This window comes from Bradyrhizobium sp. Kon58, assembly GCF_055807455.1.
Genome location: NZ_JBVVOT010000029.1, coordinates 46,251 through 62,653 on the forward strand (window position 1 = coordinate 46,251; position 16,403 = coordinate 62,653).

At 64.6% G+C, this 16,403-nt stretch carries 18 protein-coding genes; 13 read left to right on the top strand and 5 right to left on the bottom strand.

Features of this window, described 5'->3' with window-relative positions; translation table 11 throughout:
* Window position 1 precedes the first annotated feature (1 nt).
* Window positions 2-316 (bottom strand): chaperone NapD, encoded by a 315-nt coding sequence (locus AC0L20_RS31970; RefSeq protein ID WP_473294542.1) that lies wholly within the window; start codon window positions 314-316, stop codon window positions 2-4.
* 26 nt (window positions 317-342) lie between these two features.
* On the bottom strand, window positions 343-528 hold the full coding sequence (napE, locus tag AC0L20_RS31975) for a periplasmic nitrate reductase, NapE protein (protein WP_007596178.1): 186 nt from the start codon (window positions 526-528) through the stop codon (window positions 343-345).
* Between the two features lie 206 nt (window positions 529-734).
* Here napE and AC0L20_RS31980 point away from each other — a divergent pair, with 206 nt between their 5' ends.
* The 13 genes from AC0L20_RS31980 (at window position 735) to AC0L20_RS32040 (ending at window position 13,035) form a co-directional block, all read left to right on the top strand.
* Window positions 735-1,862, top strand: coding sequence for an AraC family transcriptional regulator (locus AC0L20_RS31980; RefSeq protein ID WP_473294543.1), 1,128 nt, complete (start codon window positions 735-737; stop codon window positions 1,860-1,862).
* 87 nt (window positions 1,863-1,949) lie between these two features.
* Window positions 1,950-3,188, top strand: a complete 1,239-nt coding sequence (locus AC0L20_RS31985; protein ID WP_473294544.1) for an acyltransferase family protein — start codon at window positions 1,950-1,952, stop codon at window positions 3,186-3,188.
* Between the two features lie 71 nt (window positions 3,189-3,259).
* Entirely contained in the window at window positions 3,260-4,465 is a 1,206-nt protein-coding gene (locus AC0L20_RS31990; RefSeq protein ID WP_473294545.1) for an LLM class flavin-dependent oxidoreductase, read from the top strand.
* Between the two features lie 40 nt (window positions 4,466-4,505).
* Window positions 4,506-4,865: a DUF2200 domain-containing protein gene (locus AC0L20_RS31995; RefSeq protein ID WP_473294546.1), complete on the top strand. Its 360-nt coding sequence runs from the start codon at window positions 4,506-4,508 to the stop codon at window positions 4,863-4,865.
* A gap of 117 nt (window positions 4,866-4,982) precedes the next feature.
* A complete protein-coding gene (locus AC0L20_RS32000; RefSeq protein ID WP_473294547.1) occupies window positions 4,983-5,771 on the top strand; it encodes a helix-turn-helix transcriptional regulator in 789 nt (262 codons plus the stop codon).
* A 77-nt stretch (window positions 5,772-5,848) separates the two neighbouring features.
* Window positions 5,849-7,015: a cytochrome P450 gene (locus tag AC0L20_RS32005; RefSeq protein ID WP_473294548.1), complete on the top strand. Its 1,167-nt coding sequence runs from the start codon at window positions 5,849-5,851 to the stop codon at window positions 7,013-7,015.
* Window positions 7,016-7,376: 361 nt separating this feature from the next.
* Window positions 7,377-8,339, top strand: a complete 963-nt coding sequence (locus AC0L20_RS32010; RefSeq protein WP_473294549.1) for a sulfonate ABC transporter substrate-binding protein — start codon at window positions 7,377-7,379, stop codon at window positions 8,337-8,339.
* Between the two features lie 38 nt (window positions 8,340-8,377).
* Window positions 8,378-9,331 carry a sulfonate ABC transporter substrate-binding protein gene (locus AC0L20_RS32015; RefSeq protein WP_473294550.1) on the top strand — a complete coding sequence of 318 codons (954 nt, stop codon included), beginning with the start codon at window positions 8,378-8,380 and terminating at the stop codon, window positions 9,329-9,331.
* An 8-nt stretch (window positions 9,332-9,339) separates the two neighbouring features.
* On the top strand, window positions 9,340-10,506 hold the full coding sequence (gene ssuD, locus AC0L20_RS32020; RefSeq protein WP_473294551.1) for an FMNH2-dependent alkanesulfonate monooxygenase: 1,167 nt from the start codon (window positions 9,340-9,342) through the stop codon (window positions 10,504-10,506).
* Entirely contained in the window at window positions 10,503-11,309 is an 807-nt protein-coding gene (gene ssuC / locus AC0L20_RS32025) for an aliphatic sulfonate ABC transporter permease SsuC (RefSeq protein ID WP_473294552.1), read from the top strand. The genes ssuD and ssuC overlap by 4 nt, the downstream gene beginning before the upstream one ends.
* 20 nt (window positions 11,310-11,329) lie before the next feature.
* Complete coding sequence (locus AC0L20_RS32030; RefSeq protein WP_473294553.1) at window positions 11,330-12,166, top strand: ATP-binding cassette domain-containing protein; 837 nt, start codon at window positions 11,330-11,332, stop codon at window positions 12,164-12,166.
* Window positions 12,167-12,198: 32 nt separating this feature from the next.
* Window positions 12,199-12,780, top strand: coding sequence for a flavin reductase family protein (locus tag AC0L20_RS32035; RefSeq protein ID WP_473294554.1), 582 nt, complete (start codon window positions 12,199-12,201; stop codon window positions 12,778-12,780).
* Between the two features lie 96 nt (window positions 12,781-12,876).
* Window positions 12,877-13,035 (top strand): hypothetical protein, encoded by a 159-nt coding sequence (locus AC0L20_RS32040; protein ID WP_473294576.1) that lies wholly within the window; start codon window positions 12,877-12,879, stop codon window positions 13,033-13,035.
* A gap of 102 nt (window positions 13,036-13,137) precedes the next feature.
* On the opposite strand, the gene AC0L20_RS32045 is transcribed toward AC0L20_RS32040, so the two are convergent.
* The 3 genes from AC0L20_RS32045 to fliN all read right to left on the bottom strand — a co-directional run bounded on the left by AC0L20_RS32045 (window position 13,138) and on the right by fliN (window position 16,402).
* Window positions 13,138-14,286 carry a M20 family metallopeptidase gene (locus tag AC0L20_RS32045; RefSeq protein WP_473294555.1) on the bottom strand — a complete coding sequence of 383 codons (1,149 nt, stop codon included), beginning with the start codon at window positions 14,284-14,286 and terminating at the stop codon, window positions 13,138-13,140.
* 335 nt (window positions 14,287-14,621) lie between these two features.
* On the bottom strand, window positions 14,622-16,007 hold the full coding sequence (gene flbD / locus AC0L20_RS32050) for a sigma-54-dependent transcriptional regulator FlbD (protein WP_456768110.1): 1,386 nt from the start codon (window positions 16,005-16,007) through the stop codon (window positions 14,622-14,624).
* A 44-nt stretch (window positions 16,008-16,051) separates the two neighbouring features.
* Window positions 16,052-16,402, bottom strand: coding sequence for a flagellar motor switch protein FliN (fliN, locus tag AC0L20_RS32055; protein ID WP_007596160.1), 351 nt, complete (start codon window positions 16,400-16,402; stop codon window positions 16,052-16,054).
* Window position 16,403: the final 1 nt, after the last annotated feature.

A 16,403-nucleotide genomic window follows, 5' to 3' on the forward strand; every position in this document is an offset into this window, starting at 1 on the left:
CTTAAACCGTTTCGATGGCGTGAAAGACCAGCGCCGCCGAATAGACGTCGGGCAGCGACTGGATGGTGTTGAGCAGGGTGCCGAGGCTGCCGGAATCAGGCGCCTCGGTCACGACGATGAGCTTTCCGCGCGCATCGCGGCCGTGGATCTCGCAGCCGGGAAGGGCGGTGATCGCGGCTTCCAACTGGTCCAGACGCTCGGGGCGCGCCTGCACAATGATGCTGGCAATTTCGCAACCGGGCGGCGCGACGATGCGGTCGGCGCTGAGCACCCGGCCGGTGATCAATGCGCGGCGGTTGAGTTTGGATTCGGCCATGATGCCTGTCTTTCGCTTCGAGGAGATCAATGCGGGGAGGGAGGCGGGCCGGGAGGGCCGGCGAACATCTGGTAGATCCAGACGCCGAGCCCGTAGGAGCCGACCGTTCCGACCGCGAGGACGGGCATCACGATTGCGGTCAGGAACAGGAAAGCGAAAATCTCCATGCGCTTACGGCGCACGCGCGAAGTCGCGTCGTCTGGGGCCGACATATTCGGTCTCGTTTGGAATGTGGGGATTGGGACGGCATCCGGGCCGTTGCCTTGCCGCACCTTAGATGCAGCAGGGCCACTGACGCCTTGATCTGGATCAATCCGTCCAGTTGCGATGCTGGCTGCCGCCAGACCACAAGCACAAGTTTGGGTTGTGCCCGTGCGAAGGCGATGCGACAATTTGGCATCGAACGGGGATACGAGCTGTGAACGCGACGGGGCTGACGGCGATCGATCTCGGACTTCGCGGCGCGGCGAGCGGCGTGTTCCTGTTGATCGTTCTCGTGGCCTTGCTGCGTCGTGCAACCGGCCAGCAGGCTTTGCTGGGCATCGCGATGTGCGCAGGCGGCATATTCTATGCGATCGCGACGGCGCCCAACCTCCCCAAAACGGCTTGGTGGTGGGTGTTGCCGATCCTGTCCGCGCAGCCTGCCGTCTTCTGGCTGTGGGCGCGCGCGGCGTTTGACGACGATTTCGTGCTGAGACGTTGGCACGGCGCCCTGTGGCTGAGCATCGTGGCTTTCGGGTTTGCGATCACGCTGGGCTGGGCGAACTGGCCCGCTTTGGCCGGCGCAGGCGGGCGAGTCCTGGCTTTGGCCACCCTGGTGCTGGCCCTCGCTGCCGCGATTCAGACGGTCAAGACCTGGCGAGCCGATCTGGTCGCGCGGCGACGCCGACTGCGGCTGGCGATGCTTGCGATCAATGTCGTGCTCATCGCGACCGTCGCCGTCGCCGGCTTCGCCGCAATTCCCGTCGCGGTTCCCGGTGCGCCCGGCAGTCTCCCGACCGCGCTCGGGCTGTTCGTGGTGGCCATGCTTGCCGCCATCGGCCTGTTCAGCGCGCCGGCGATGGCCGTCGATGACGCCACGGCCGCGATCGCATCCGGCGAGACGGGGAGGCAAGCCCGGATCGCCGATCGCGCCGCCGCGGGGCGGGTGGTCGTCGACCCGATCCTGCTGCGGCGCCTTGATCATCTGATGACCGTGGAGCGAACCTACCGCCAGGAAGGCCTTGCGATCGGAGCGCTTGCGGCGCGGCTCGACGTTCCCGAGCATCGGCTGCGCCAGGCGATCAATGAAGGGCTGGGCTATCGCAACTTCAACGCTTTCCTGAACCGCTACCGTATCGAGGACGCCAGGCTGGCGCTGTCCGATGTGACGCAACGGGAGGTCCCGGTGCTGACCATCGCCATGGATGCGGGCTTCCAGTCGATCGGACCTTTCAATCGCGCGTTCAAGGCTGAAACCGGCATGACCCCGACCGAGTTCCGGCGTGAGGCGCTGAGCCGGCCCGACAGCGCTGAACTCAGCCAGCCGCGCCGCGAAATCGGCTAGCCGATTTTTGGATCAGGCGAGAAGGCCCTGTGCCGATTGGCTAGATCGTCCAGCATAAACTCCCATCCAGCCGGAACGAGCCTATCCATGTCCCACCCGACCGCCGCCGCCCCTGTATCGGAGAGGCTCCATGCTCTGGACGCAGTCAGGGGTGGCGCCCTGCTGCTCGGCATCGTCCTGCACGCGACATTGTCGTTTGTGCCAGCCACGCCCCGGTTCTGGATCATCCAGGACACCCATCCAAGTGTCGCTCTGGGCCTGCTGTCCTTTACCATCCACGTCTTCCGGATGACGACCTTCTTCCTGATGGCCGGCTTCTTTGCCCGCATGAGCTTTCACCGGCGGGGGAGCTGGGGCTTCGTCAGGGACAGGCTACAGCGGATCGGCCTGCCATTGGTGATCGGCTGGCCGCTCGTGTTCATGCCGATCGTTCTGATCGTGATCTGGGCATCTCACTTTCCAAATGGCGGTCCGATCCACCCCACGTCCGGCTGGCTGCCGGCCTTGCCCAAGTTCCCCCTGACCCACCTCTGGTTTCTGTATGTGCTGCTGGAGCTCTATGTCGCGATGCTGCTGCTGCGCGGTGCGATGGTCTGGCTTGATGCATCAGGTTCGCTACGCATGGTGTTTGACCGTGTCTTCGCGCGGATCATGCGAAATCCGCTGGCTCCCCTGGTTCTGGCAATCCCGATCGGCATCGCCTTCTGCCTCGACCAACGATGGATCAACGTGATGGGCGTGAGGACGCCGGATCAATCGCTCGTCACCAACGCGCAGGCCTGGATCGGCTTCGGCACCGCATTCGGCGTCGGCTGGCTCCTGCATCGGCAGGTCGATCTGCTGCGGCTCATCGAGCGACGCTGGCTGACGCATGTCCTGCTCGCGCTCTTCCTGATCCTGGTCAGCTTCGCGTTGTCAGGCGTGATGCTGTCGTCGCCTGTCGCGCCGAAACTGCCGGTCAGCTTCGCCACGCTCAGGCTGATCTCCGCCATCCTCTACGCACCGGCGATTTGGGTTGCCACATTCGCGGTCCTCGGCCTCGCCCTCCGCTTCATGTCAGGCTTCAGTCGGACGTGGCGCTACCTCGCGGATGCATCCTACTGGCTCTATCTGATCCACCTGCCGATCGTGATGGCGCTGCAGGTCGCGCTGTCGCAGCTCGACTGGCCCGGGCTGATCAAGTTCGCGATCATTCTGATCGTCGCGCTTCCTCCGATGCTGGCGAGCTATCATCTGCTGGTCCGCTTCACCTTGATCGGTGTGGTCCTCAATGGCCGCCGCGCCGAAAAGCACCTTCTCCCGCAAGGCGGAATTGCGACTGCGTAGACAGCGCCGCCCCACCCATTAAGATGCCCGCAACAAAAATATGAGCGGCAAAAACACTTGGGAGAGGCGTCATGAAGTTCGGCATCTTCTATGAGCTGCAACTGCCACGTCCATGGGTGGCAGGCGACGAACTCAACCTCTACCAGAACGCGCTCTCGCAGATGGAATTGGCCGACCAGCTCGGCTACGACCACGCCTGGGTCGTCGAGCATCATTTTCTCGAAGAGTACTCGCACTCGCCCTCGCCGGAATCGTTTCTCGCGGCCGCAAGCCAGCGCACCAGGAACATCCGGCTCGGCCACGGCATCCTCCAGCTCACGACCAACCATCCTGCACGTGTCGCCGAGCGCGTCGCGGTGCTCGACCTGCTCTCCAACGGGCGCTGCGAATTCGGCATGGGCGAGAGCGCATCCATCACCGAGCTCACGCCGTTCGGCCGCGACATGGAGACCAAGAAAGAGGTGTTCGAGGAAGCCGTCGCCGCGATCTTCCCGATGTTCAAGGACGCGGGCAGCGAGCATCACGGCAAATATTTCGACATCCCCTTGCGCAACGTCGTGCCGAAACCGGTGCAGAAGCCGCATCCGCCATTGTGGATGGCCTGCTCGCAGCTACAGACCATCGAACGCGCGGGCCGGCACGGCTTTGGCGCGCTCGGTTTCCAGTTCGTCAGCGCGGATGCCGCGCATGCCTGGGTGCACGCCTATTACAACGCCATGACCAAGCGTCTCGCCAAGCTCGCCGATTACGAGATCAATCCGAACATGGCGCTGGTGTCGTTCTTCATGTGCGCCAAGACGGACGAGGAGGCCCGCGCCCGCGCCGACGGCGCCACCTTCTTCCAGTTCGCGTTGCGCTTCTACGGCGCCTCGCAGAACCGCCAGCGTCCGGCGCCCTACACCGTCAACATGTGGGACGAGTACAACAAGTGGAAACGCGACAATCCGGAGGCGCAGGAGGCCGCGCTGCGCGGCGGTTTGATCGGCTCGCCCGAGACCATCCGCAGGAAGCTGAAGCGGTTCCAGGGCTCGCACATCGACCAGGTCATCCTCCTGAACCAGGCGGGCAAGAACAGCCACGAGCACATCTGCGAATCGCTGGAGCTGTTCGGCCGCGAGGTGATGCCGGAATTCCAGAACGATCCGGCGCAGGCGGCGTGGAAGCAAGGCGTCATGAGCGGCGAGATCAAGCTCGAGGAAATCGACACCGAGGCGTTCACCGACCGCTACGGCAAGCTCGCCGTCAGCGTGGCGCCGGCAAAGGCGGCGGCGGGGTAAGGTGTTGTCACATCCCGCAACAAGCGATCCCGGAGTGCTCATGACAAAACACCGGATCTACACCACCAGCTTCGCAAGCGTTTACCCGCTTTACGTTGCGAAGGCGGAGAAGAAAGGACGCACCAAAGCAGAGGTCGATCAGGTCATCTCCTGGTTGACAGGCTATAGTCAGAAGGAGTTGGAAGCCCAACTGGAACAGCGGACGGACTTCGAAACCTTCTTTGCGAAAGCCCCCAAGATCAATCCTTCGCGAGCCCTGATCAAAGGCGTGGTTTGCGGCGTCCGGGTCGAGGATGTCAAAGAGCCGACGATGCGAGAGATCCGCTACCTGGACAAGCTGATCGATGAGCTGGCCAAGGGAAAAGCAATGGACAAGATTTTGCGGACAAGTGCTGACTGAGGGGTCATCCTTCGTCCGCCTGGCTTGGCGACGTTACGGCAGATATCCGGCGACACCCGCCTTCCGCTGCGCGGCCATTGCTGATAAATTTCGTCAAAAGGCGATGGGGAGAAAACGATGCGCCCTCACGGGACGCCCGCAAATCCGGCAGCTGGCGATGTCACGTCCGCGGTGCTTGCCATCGGTCGTCCGGATTTCCCTGATATCCTGATCGATACGCTGCGCCAGCAGGCCGGCGTCGGGCATTGCATGGTGTTCGCGCTGAGCCGCGCGGGCGCCGCACACTGCCTGCTCGATGCCGGCAACATCCCGATCGGCGGCGATCTTGGCGCCGCCTATGCCGGGCAGTTCCACCAGTCCGATCCCAACCGCGATGCGCTGTTCGAAGGCGAGGGCCGCGCGACGCTCGTGCTGCCCGCCTTCGCGCCGCGCATGTACGGCGCCCGCTACCGCAAGATGTTCTTTGTGGATTCCGGCATCGTCGACAAATGCGCGACCGCGATCTGGGTCGACGACACCTGCTTCTACGTCAACTTCTATCGCATCGCCGTCCAGGGCCGCTTCAGCGAGGCCCAGCGTGCGCGGCTTGAGGCCATCGCGCCGGCCATCAGTGCGAGCGTGGCACGCCATTTCCAGCACAGCTCGTCGGCGACGGCCGAGCAGTCTCTCGCTGCGCTCTTCGCGACGCGCGCGCCGCTCGCCAGCCTCACCCCGCGCGAGCAGGATGTTTGCCGGCGCATCCTCTCCGGCTTCAGCTCCGAGGCGATCTCGCAGGCACTCGGCATCAGCCTGCATTCGACGCTGACGTACCGCAAGCGCGCCTATGAGCGGCTCGGCATCTCCTCGCAAAGCGAGCTGTTTGCGATCGTGCTGCGCCTGCTCGCCGGCCCGCGCGGCCTGAACTGAAGCTGTCCCAATCGCTGGGGACAGACGGCGCCTCCTGAAGCCGCTAACGTTGGCGGTGATCAGCAATGGAGCGAAGCTTGAGCACCGCGCCGCGCATTGACATCGACCCGGCCGCATTCTGGTCCGATCCCTATCCGATGCTGGCAAAGATGCGGAAAGAGGCGCCGATCGCCTTCGTGCCGCAGCTCGGCTCGACGCTGCTGACGAGCCGTGACGATATCTCGATCTCCGAGAAGCAGATCGACGTGTTCTCCTCGCACCAGCCCGCGGGCCTGATGAACCGGCTGATGGGCCACAACATGATGCGCAAGGATGGCGAGGCGCACCAGGTCGAGCGCCGCGCGATGTTTCCGACGGTGTCGCCGAAGACGGTGAAGGCCCACTGGGCCGCGCTGTTCCAGGCCCATGCCGACCGCATCATCGACGCGATCGAGCCCGGGCGGATCGATTTCATGCGCGACTTCGCGTTGCCGTTCTCCGGCGAATGCCTGAAGTCGATCACCGGCCTCACCAATATCGGCTTTGCGGATATGGACGCCTGGTCACAGGGCATGATCGAGGGCATCGCCAATTACAGCGGCGACGCAGCCGTCGAGGCGCGTTGCCATGCGGCGACATCGGGCATCGATGCGGCGATCGACGACATCCTGCCGGTGATGCGCAAGCATCCCGACCAGAGCATCCTCGGCGTGCTGCTCGCCTCGGGCATGGCGATGGAGAGCGTGCGCGCCAACGTGAAACTCGCGATCTCCGGTGGCCAGAACGAGCCGCGCAAGGCGATCGCCGGCACGGTGTGGGCGTTGCTGAGCCATCCCGACCAGCTCGATCTCGTGCGCAAGGGCGAGGTGACGTGGCTGCAGGCCTTCGAGGAATATGCCCGCTGGATCTCGCCGATCGGCATGTCGCCGCGACGCATCGCAAAGCCGTGGACGATCCGCGACGTCGCGTTCGAAACCGATGAGCGGGTGTTCCTCATGTTCGGCTCCGCCAACCGCGACGAGAAGCATTTTGAGCGCGCCGACCAGTTCGACGTGCGGCGTGATACGGCCAAGAGCGTCGCGTTCGGTGCCGGTCCGCATTTCTGCGCCGGCGCCTGGGCCTCGCGCGCCATGATCGCCGACGTCGCACTGCCGACCTTGTTCGCCCGTGCCGGCCGGCTCGAGATCGCCGACGACGAACCCGTGCGGATCGGCGGCTGGGCCTTTCGCGGGCTGCAAAATCTACCGGTGAGGTGGCTGCATTAGCTCGGCAGGGACCGGTCCATCCGCAACGCCGCCATGATGCCATCCTGCTCCTGTTTTGCCCGACGAGTCAAAGCAATTTCGGATAATACGTAAGTCATTGTTTTCACACGCCCCGGCTACTGTGCATGGGGTTGTTTTCGCGATTTTTTTTATTCTCGGTCGGGCCGCGTGCGTTTTTCACATTCGCGTGCGGAAAAATATCCCCTGCATTCGCTCCGTGGATTGAAAGATTAATCATGCGCTCTGCCACGCCTGCAGTGCTTGCATCGCTATTTTTCCGCGCGTCTCGACACCTCCGATAAGCCGCACCATCATTCCCGAACACGAATGAAGGACGGCCGCACGCGGCCGGGAGTGTCGGATGCAACGTCGGGACTTTCTCAAACTATCCGTTGGAACTGCGGCAGCCGCCGCATTCGCTTCGCACGCCAACGCGCAAGCAGCGTCACAAGGCGCTGTGAAGGACATTCGTATCGGCTACCAGAAGACCGGCGTGCTGGTTATCACGCGTCAGCAGGCCGCCCTGGAAAAACATTTCGCGCCCCTGGGCATCGACGTGAAATGGGTCGAGTTCTCGTCGGGGCCTCCGATGATGGAGGCGATGAATGTCGGCAGCGTCGATTTCGGCGCGGTCGGCGATTCCCCGCCGGTGTTCGCCCAGGCGGCGGGCGCGGCGATCGTCTATGCCGCCGGCCAGCCCATCACCAACGGGCAGGGCATCCTGGTGCCGAAGGACTCGCCGATTCGTTCGATCGCCGATTTGAAGGGCAAGCGCGTCGGCTTCACCAAGGGCTCCAGTGCTCATAACATCGTGGTGCAGACGCTGGAGAAAGCGGCCCTCACCTATGCCGACATCACGCCGGTCTATCTGACGCCGCCGGATGCGGGCCCGGCCTTTGCCAATGGCAGCATCGAGGCCTGGGCGATCTGGGATCCTTACTTCGCGATCGGCGAGACCAAGCAGGGCGGCCGCATCCTGATCAATGCGCGCGAAATCACCAAGACCAATTCCTTCTTCATCGCCAACCGCGATTTCGCCAGGAATCACGGCGCCATCCTGCAGCAGATCATCGATGTGACGACCGCCGCCGGTCAATGGGCCGAACAGCACCGCGACGCGGTCGCCAAATCGCTCGCCGCGATCACCGGCGTCCCGTTGGACATCCAGACCCTCGCCGCCAATCGCGCGAATTTCGTGGTCGGCCCGGTCACCGACGACGTCGTCACGACGCAGCAGGGCGTCGCCGACCGCTTCCACAAGCTCGGCCTGATCCCGAAGCCGATCGTGATCCGCGACATCGTCTGGCGCAACCCGGCGGCCTGATCGTGCCAACCAATCTCCCCATTTCAAAGGGTTTGAACATGAGGCGTATCATCCAGCGTCTGATCGCGGCCATCGTGCTGTCGATCGGTATCGTCGCCGCCGCGGTCGGCACCTCCTACGGTCAGGACAAGGTGGTCCGCATCGGCTACCAGAAATACGGCAAGCTGGTGCTGCTCAAGAGCAAGGGCACGCTGGAGCCGAAGCTCGCCGCCGACGGCTACAAGGTGGTGTGGACCGAATTCCCGTCCGGCCCGCCACTGCTCGAGGCGCTCAATGTCGGCGCGATCGATTTCGGCAACACCGGCGAAGCCCCGCCGATCTTCGCACAGGCTGCCGGCGCGCCGATCCAGTATGTCGCCTACGAGCCGCCGGCGCCGAAGGGCGAGGCGATCCTGGTGCCGAAGGACAGCTCGTTGAAATCGGTCGCCGACCTCAAGGGCAAGAAGGTCGCGCTCAACAAGGGCTCCAATGTCCACTACCTCCTGGTCAAGGCGCTGGAGAAAGCCGGCGTCAAATATTCCGAGATCGAGCCGGTGTTTCTGGCGCCAGCCGATGCGCGCGCTGCCTTCGAGCGCGGCGCAGTCGATGCGTGGGTGATCTGGGATCCGTTCCAGGCCGCCGCGGAAGCGGCGACCGGCGCGCGCACGCTCGCTGACGGCACGAACATTGTCGCCAACTACCAGTTCTATTTTTCCTCGAAGAAATTCCTCGAAACCCATCCCGAGATCGTCGACGCCGTGCTGGCCGAGCTGAGCGCGGTCGACAATTGGGCCAAGGGCGACATCCACGCAGTTGCCGAGCAGCTGGCGCCGGCGATCGGCCTGTCGGTCCCGGTGGTCGAGGTCGCGCTGAAGCGGCAATCCTACGGCATCAAGCCGCTGACGGATGCCGTCATCGCCGATCAGCAGCAGGTTGCGGACGCGTTCTTCGCGCTCAACCTGATCCCCAAATCCATCAAGATTTCCGACGTGGCGCGGAGGCCAGGTTCATGAGCAAGCACATGAGCAAGCAAGCGAACGCCAACATCCTCTGGTTCCTGCCGACCCACGGCGACGGCCGCTATCTCGGCACCGGCATCGGCGGCCGCGAGGTCAATTTCAACTATCTGCGCCAGATCGCGCAGGCCGCCGACCAGCTCGGCTATTTCGGCGTGCTGCTGCCGACCGGGCGGTCTTGCGAAGATTCCTGGATCGTGGCCTCCTCGGTCGCGCCGTTCACCGAGCGGCTTCGCTATCTCGTGGCGGTCAGGCCCGGCCTGCAATCGCCGAGCGTGGCCGCGCGCATGACGGCGACGCTCGACCGCATCACCAACGGCCGGCTCCTGGTCAACGTCGTCACCGGCGGCGATCCCGTCGAGAGCAAGGGCGACGGCATCTTCCTCGCCCATGACGAGCGCTACGAGGTCACCCGCGAGTTCCTCAGCGTCTATAGCGAGCTGCTCGCCGGCAAGACCGTCAACGTCGAGGGCAAGCACATCCATGTCGAAGGCGGCAAGCTGCTGTTTCCTCCGGTGCAGTCGCCCCGCCCGCCGCTCTATTTCGGCGGCTCGTCGGATGCCGGCATCGACGTCGCCGTCGATACCGTCGACAAATATCTCACCTGGGGCGAACCGCCGGCCTTGGTCGCCGAGAAGATCGCGAAGGTGAGGGAGGTGGCCGCCGCACGCGGCCGAAAACTATCCTTCGGCATCCGGCTCCACGTGATCGTCCGCGAGACCAGCGACGCGGCCTGGCGTGCGGCCAACGAGCTGATCAAGCATGTCAGCGACGAGACCATCGCGACCGCGCAGAAGAACTTTGCGCGGATGGATTCGGTCGGCCAGCAGCGCATGGCGCAGCTCCATGGCGGCAAGCGCGACAAGCTCGAGATCGCTCCGAACCTGTGGGCCGGTGTCGGCCTCGTGCGTGGCGGCGCCGGCACGGCGCTGGTCGGCGACGCCCAGACCGTCGCGGCCCGCATCAAGGAGTATCAGGACATCGGCATCGATACCTTCATCATGTCGGGCTACCCGCATCTGGAGGAAGCCTATCGTTTCGCCGAGCTGGTGTTCCCGCTGCTTTCGCTGGAGCAGCCCAGCAACGTGACCAGGCTTCACTTCAACGGTGGCCCTTTTGGTGAAACGGTCGGCAGTGACTATCGCCCTCAGCAGCAGGTGTCGCAATCATGAGCCTGATCGACAGCGTTTCACTCTCGCGCAGTTTGCGGCTGCCGCGAGTCGACGGCCTGATCCAGTGGATCGTGCCGCTCGCCATCATCGCGATCTGGCAGGTCGCCAGCGTCACCGGCTTCGTGCCGACGCGGGTGCTGCCGGCGCCGAGCGACGTCTTGCTTGCCGGCTGGAAGCTGCTGCTCTCCGGCGAGCTCGTGCGCAACATCTGGGTCTCGTTCTGGCGCGCCTCGATCGGCTTCCTGATCGGCGGCAGCATCGGCTTTGCCTTCGGCCTCGCCAACGGCCTGTCGCAGCTGTCGTCCAAGCTCACCGACACCACGCTACAGATGGTGCGCAACGTGCCGCATCTGGCGCTGATCCCGCTGGTGATCCTGTGGTTCGGCATCGATGAGAGCGCGAAGCTGTTTTTGGTCGCGCTCGGCGTGTTCTTCCCGATCTACCTCAACACGCTGCACGGCATCCGCAGCGTCGATCCCCAGCTGATCGAGATGGGCCGCATCTACGGCATGACCGACGGCGAGCTGTTCCGCCGCGTGATCTTCCCGGGCGCGCTGCCCTCGATCTTCGTGGGCATCCGTTTTGCGCTCGGCATCATGTGGCTGACCTTGATCGTCGCCGAGACCATCGCGGCGTCTTCGGGGCTGGGCTACATGGCGATGCAGGCGCGCGAGTTCATGCTGATTGACGTCGTGGTGCTCTCGATCCTGATCTACGCGCTGCTCGGCAAGCTCGCCGACAGCGCCTCCCGCGTGCTGGAGCGCCTGACGCTCTCCTGGCACCCCGCTTATTGGAAACGCTGAGCAGACATACTGGGAATCACATGCAGACAGCCCTTCGTACCTCCCTTCCGGACACCGAGCTCGCCCCCCGCGCCAATTTCGCGCCTCACGCCCGCGTCGTGCGCGAGGAGCGCCCGGTGCAGACGAGCGGCCTGCCGCTCACCATTCGTGGCCTGCGCAAATCCTACGGCGACAACGAGGTGCTGCGCGGCATCGACCTGCACATCCCGGCCGGCCAGTTCGTCGCGATTGTGGGCAAGAGCGGCTGTGGCAAGAGCACGCTGCTGCGCCTCATCGCGGGTCTGGAGAAGTTCGACGCCGGCAGCATCTCGCTCGGCGACGCCGTGAAGCCCGAGGATATCCGCGTGATGTTTCAGGAGCCTCGGCTGTTGCCCTGGGCCCGCGTTCTCTCCAATGTCGAAGTCGGCCTCGGCCGCGATCGCGCCTCGTCCGACGCGCATTCGCGCGCGGAGAAGGCGCTGACCGAAGTTGGACTAACCGACAAGCGTGACCAGTGGCCCTCGGTGCTGTCGGGCGGCCAGAAGCAGCGCGTAGCCCTTGCCCGCGCGCTGGTCTCGCGTCCCCGTGTGCTCGCCTTCGACGAGCCGCTTGGCGCGCTGGACGCGTTGACCCGCATCTCGATGCAGCGCTTGCTGGAGCGCGTCTGGCGCGACCAGGGCTTTACCGCGATCCTGGTGACCCACGATGTCGCCGAGGCGGTCGCGCTGGCCGACCGGGTGCTGGTGATCGAGGACGGGCGCATCGCCCACGACGTCGTGGTTAACACGGCCCGGCCCCGCGAACGCGGCTCGGCCGAGCTCGCGGGTCTCGAAGGCTCGATCCTGAGCCACCTTTTGTCGGCGGACGATCGTACCTAGATAGAGAGGGACCCCCGCTTGGGGACGATGCCATGAATGTAGTGCCCCGCGATCTCATGACCGAAAATGTCGTCTCCCCCGCCGATTTCCGCGGCGCCATGCGCCATCTCACCGGCGGCGTCAGCGTCATCACCGCCGGACGGGGCAAGGACATCACCGGCATGACGGTCACCTCGGTCAGCTCGTTCTCGGTCGATCCGCCGACGCTGATCGTCAGCATCAACCGCGACGCCTCGTCCTTCCCGCTGATCCGCCGCCACGGCGCTTTCGGCGTGAACATCCTCGCGGCCGATCAGCTCGACATCGCCGAGCGCTTTGCCGGCAAAGGCGGGCTCAAGGGTGCCGATCGTTTCGCAGGCGCCAGATGGGTGACGGCGGTCTCGGGTGTTCCGCTGCTGGTTGGCGCATTGTCCGCCGTCGATTGCGAGGTCGAGGAGATCTTCGAGCGCCATTCGCATGGGATCATCATCGGGCGGGTGCGAGACGTCAGGAATTCGACCCGCAACGCTGCGCTGGCCTATTGGCACGGCCAGTATGTGGCGGTGGATCAGGACGAAGACGCACTCCGGCTTGCGGACGTCAGCGTTCCCACCCAGGTCCGGCGCGGCATTTGATCGCCGCCGGCCACAGACCGTGCAGGCTGGCGTTTTCCTCCTCATCGCTCTAGAAGCGCTGGCCTGAGCCTCCCGCCGGGACAGCAATGGAGCGCAATGATGAAACGCGTCGCGACCTGGGCTTTTTACGCGGTCGGCGCGCTCGCGATCGCCTATCTCGCGCTCTATTCCTATGCGATGTTCAGCGGCCATCCGATCGTGCCGGGCGACCCCATCCAGATCTTCCGCAGGCCTGATGCGCCGAGCTATTCGTGACGAGATTTGTAGGGCGGGTTAGCGAAGCGTAACCCACCACTGTCTGTCTCCGCCGAAGCCAACAGAGGTGGGTTACGCCTGCGGCTAACCCACCCTACAAAGTCACCCCCGCAAGATCGCCAGCGCCAGCGCCTGCGCGCGCGGCACGATGCTGTCGAGCTCGAGATATTCCTCCGGCGTGTGCGCGAGACCGCCGACGGGGCCAAGCCCGCAGATGGTCGGCGTTCCGACCGCGGCGGTGAAGCCGGAATCGGCGCAGCCGCCGGAGAACTCGCCCTGAAGCGTGGTGAGGCCGGCCTGCCTTGCGGCAGCCTGATAATTCTCGAACAGCGCCTTTGAATCGGCGCTCTGCACCACCGGCACGAACTCGCCCTTGACCGTCAGCGTCGCGCTGGTGCCAGGCACGTAAGGTGTCGAGATGATCGTCTCGATCGCGGCCATCACCCTCGCGCGATCGGCGGGATCGACATAACGCAGGTCGATCTGCCCTTCCGCGTAAGGCGCCGTGGTGTTGACGGACTGCCCGCCCGAGACGAGGCCGACATTGAGCGTGATACCCTTGTCGAGATCGGTCAGCGCGTGGATATGCACGATCTTGTGCGCGAGCTCGCCGATCGCGCTGACGCCGGCGGCGAAATTGGCGCCGGAATGCGCGGCTTTGCCGGTGATGGCGAAATGCATGAAGATGCCGCCCTTGCGCCCCGTGACGATATTGCCGGTCGGGCGGCCCGGTTCGGAATTGAACACGGCGCGCGCGGCGCGTCCTTCGCGCTCGATCACCGGCCGCGAGGAGGGCGAGCCGATCTCCTCGTCCGAGGTGATCAGCAGCTTGATCGGGTGCGGATTGCCGCCGAATTTGTGGAAGGCGGTTGCCACGAATATGTTCATGACGACGCCGGACTTCATGTCGGCAACGCCGGGACCATAGGCGCGCTTGTCTTGTATCGTGAATGGACGCCGCCCGGCCTCGCCCTTGCCGAACACGGTGTCGCGATGCCCCATCAACAGCACCGGCTTCTCGTTGCTGCCGGGCTTTGCGACTTCGGCGTGGATCGCATCGCCGAAAGTGCCGTGGCTTTCGCGCCGGAACGGAATGCCATGCTCGGCAAAATGCTTCTCGAACCGCGCCCCGACCGCATCCACGCCTTCCTTGTCATAGGATCCGGAATCGATGTTCACGACATCGCGCAGCAGATCGATCATCGCCTGCCGCTGCGTCGCCAGCCAGTCCGTGATTTGAGCTTGAGACATGTTTACCTCGCGTGGTTCTCATGCGGGGTTATAGGGCCTTGCAGGGGCTTGACCTAGTCGGAGAACGCGGTGCGGCCATGTTGCGGTCTGCGGGTTTGACGCACGCTGCCTCCCCAACGTCGTCCTGGCGAAAGCCAGGACCCATACCGCGGAATCTGTCGACGGAGGGTGATAGGAGTACCGAACGACGAATCTTCGCCAAACTGCTCCCTTGGGGTAATGGGTCCTGGCTTTCGCCAGGACGACATTGAGAGTCTGGGGGTGTCTGCACTTCATCAACAAAAATGCCCGGGACCAGCCCGGGCATTCGCAGTGTCAATGTTTGGCAGGAGCCCCTACGCTCCCACCATCGGCATGCGCGGATACTCGCCCGGGGTGCCGGCTGGCGTGATCGGAATGCCGCCGTCGGAATATTCGTTGAGCTTGTTGCGCAGCGTACGGATCGAGATGCCCAGGATATTGGCGGCATGGGTCCGGTTGCCGAGGCAGTGCTTCAGCGTCTCCAGGATCAGGTCGCGCTCGACGTCCGCGACGGTGCGGCCGACCAGGGCCCGCGTCACCTGCTCGGCGGCCATGGTGGCATGCGCCACGGCCGGCACGGTTTTGGCGAGGTCCAGGCGGTCGCCATCGGGCGTGAGGATCGCATCGGCGCCGATCTCGTCGCCCTGCGCCATCAGCACCGAACGGTGCATGGTGTTTTCGAGTTCGCGGACGTTGCCCTGCCAGCGGTTGGTGGAGAGCACCCGGCGCGCTTCCGCCGAGATCGGGCGCACCGGCACGCCGTTGGCTTCGGCGTATTTCTTCACGAAGTGCTGGGCGAGCTCGAGAATGTCGGCGGGACGGTCGCGCAGGGGCGGGATCTTCAGATTCACGACGTTGAGTCGGAACAAGAGGTCCTCGCGGAACGTGCCCTCGCGCACCGCGTCCACCAGGTTGCGGTTCGAGGTCGCGATGATGCGGATGTCCACCGGCACGGGCTTGGTGCCGCCGACACGGTCGATCACGCGCTCCTGGATGGCGCGGAGCAGTTTCGATTGCAGGCGGACGTCCATCTCCGAGATTTCGTCGAGCAGCAGCGTGCCGCCGGTTGCCTCCTCGAACTTGCCGATGCGGCGGGCGATCGCGCCGGTGAAGGCGCCCTTCTCGTGACCGAACAGCTCGGACTCCAGCAGATGCTCGGGGATCGCGGCGCAGTTGATCGAGATGAACGGGCGCTTGGCCCGTGCCGAGCGGGTGTGGACGTAGCGGGCCAGCACTTCCTTGCCTGTCCCGGACTCGCCGGTGATCATCACCGAGGCGTCCGAGCCCGCGATCTGCTGCGCGAGCTTGATCACCTTGGCCATCGCCTCGTCGCGATAAACCAGCTCGCGGGAATCGTTGGCAACGGCAGCCAGCACCGCCGCGATCAGTTCCGGGTCCGGCGGCAGCGGGATGTATTCCTTGGCGCCGGCATGGATCGCGGCAACCGCGGCGCGGGCGTCGTTGGTGATGCCGCAGGCGACGATCGGGGCGTGGATGTGCTCGGCCTCCAGACGCATCACGAGGTCGCGGATGTCGAGGGCGACGTCCACCAGCAGCAGGTCGGCGCCCTTGCCGCCGCGCAGCACGCGCATCGCCTGTTCGTTATCCTCGGCGTGGGTCACGGTGGCGCCGTTCGCCATCGCGATCTTGGTGGCGGTGGTGAGCTGGCCCTTCAATGTGCCAACGATGAGAAGCCGCATGTCAGTCTCCTGTCCGTCTGGTCGCGCTGCCGCGCGTCGTCGCTTTAGGCGCGTTCAGTCTTGATGATTTCAGTCATGGTCACGCCGAGCTTGTCCTCCACCAGGACGACTTCGCCGCGGGCGACCAGCTTGTTGTTGACGTAGATGTCGATGGCTTCGCCGACGCGCCGGTCGAGCTCGAGCACGGTCCCGGGTCCGAGCTTCAACAGCTCGCTGACGTCCATCTTGGAGCGGCCGAGCACGGCCGAGACCTGCACCGGCACGTCGAACACGGCCTCGAGGTCGGCGGCGGCGCGCGTCGCATATTCGTCCTCGTTGTAGCCGACGTCGGTGCCGGTAGGCGGCATCGGGCCGTTGAGATCGGGCAGCGGGACCTGTCCGTCAGTGTCGCTCATG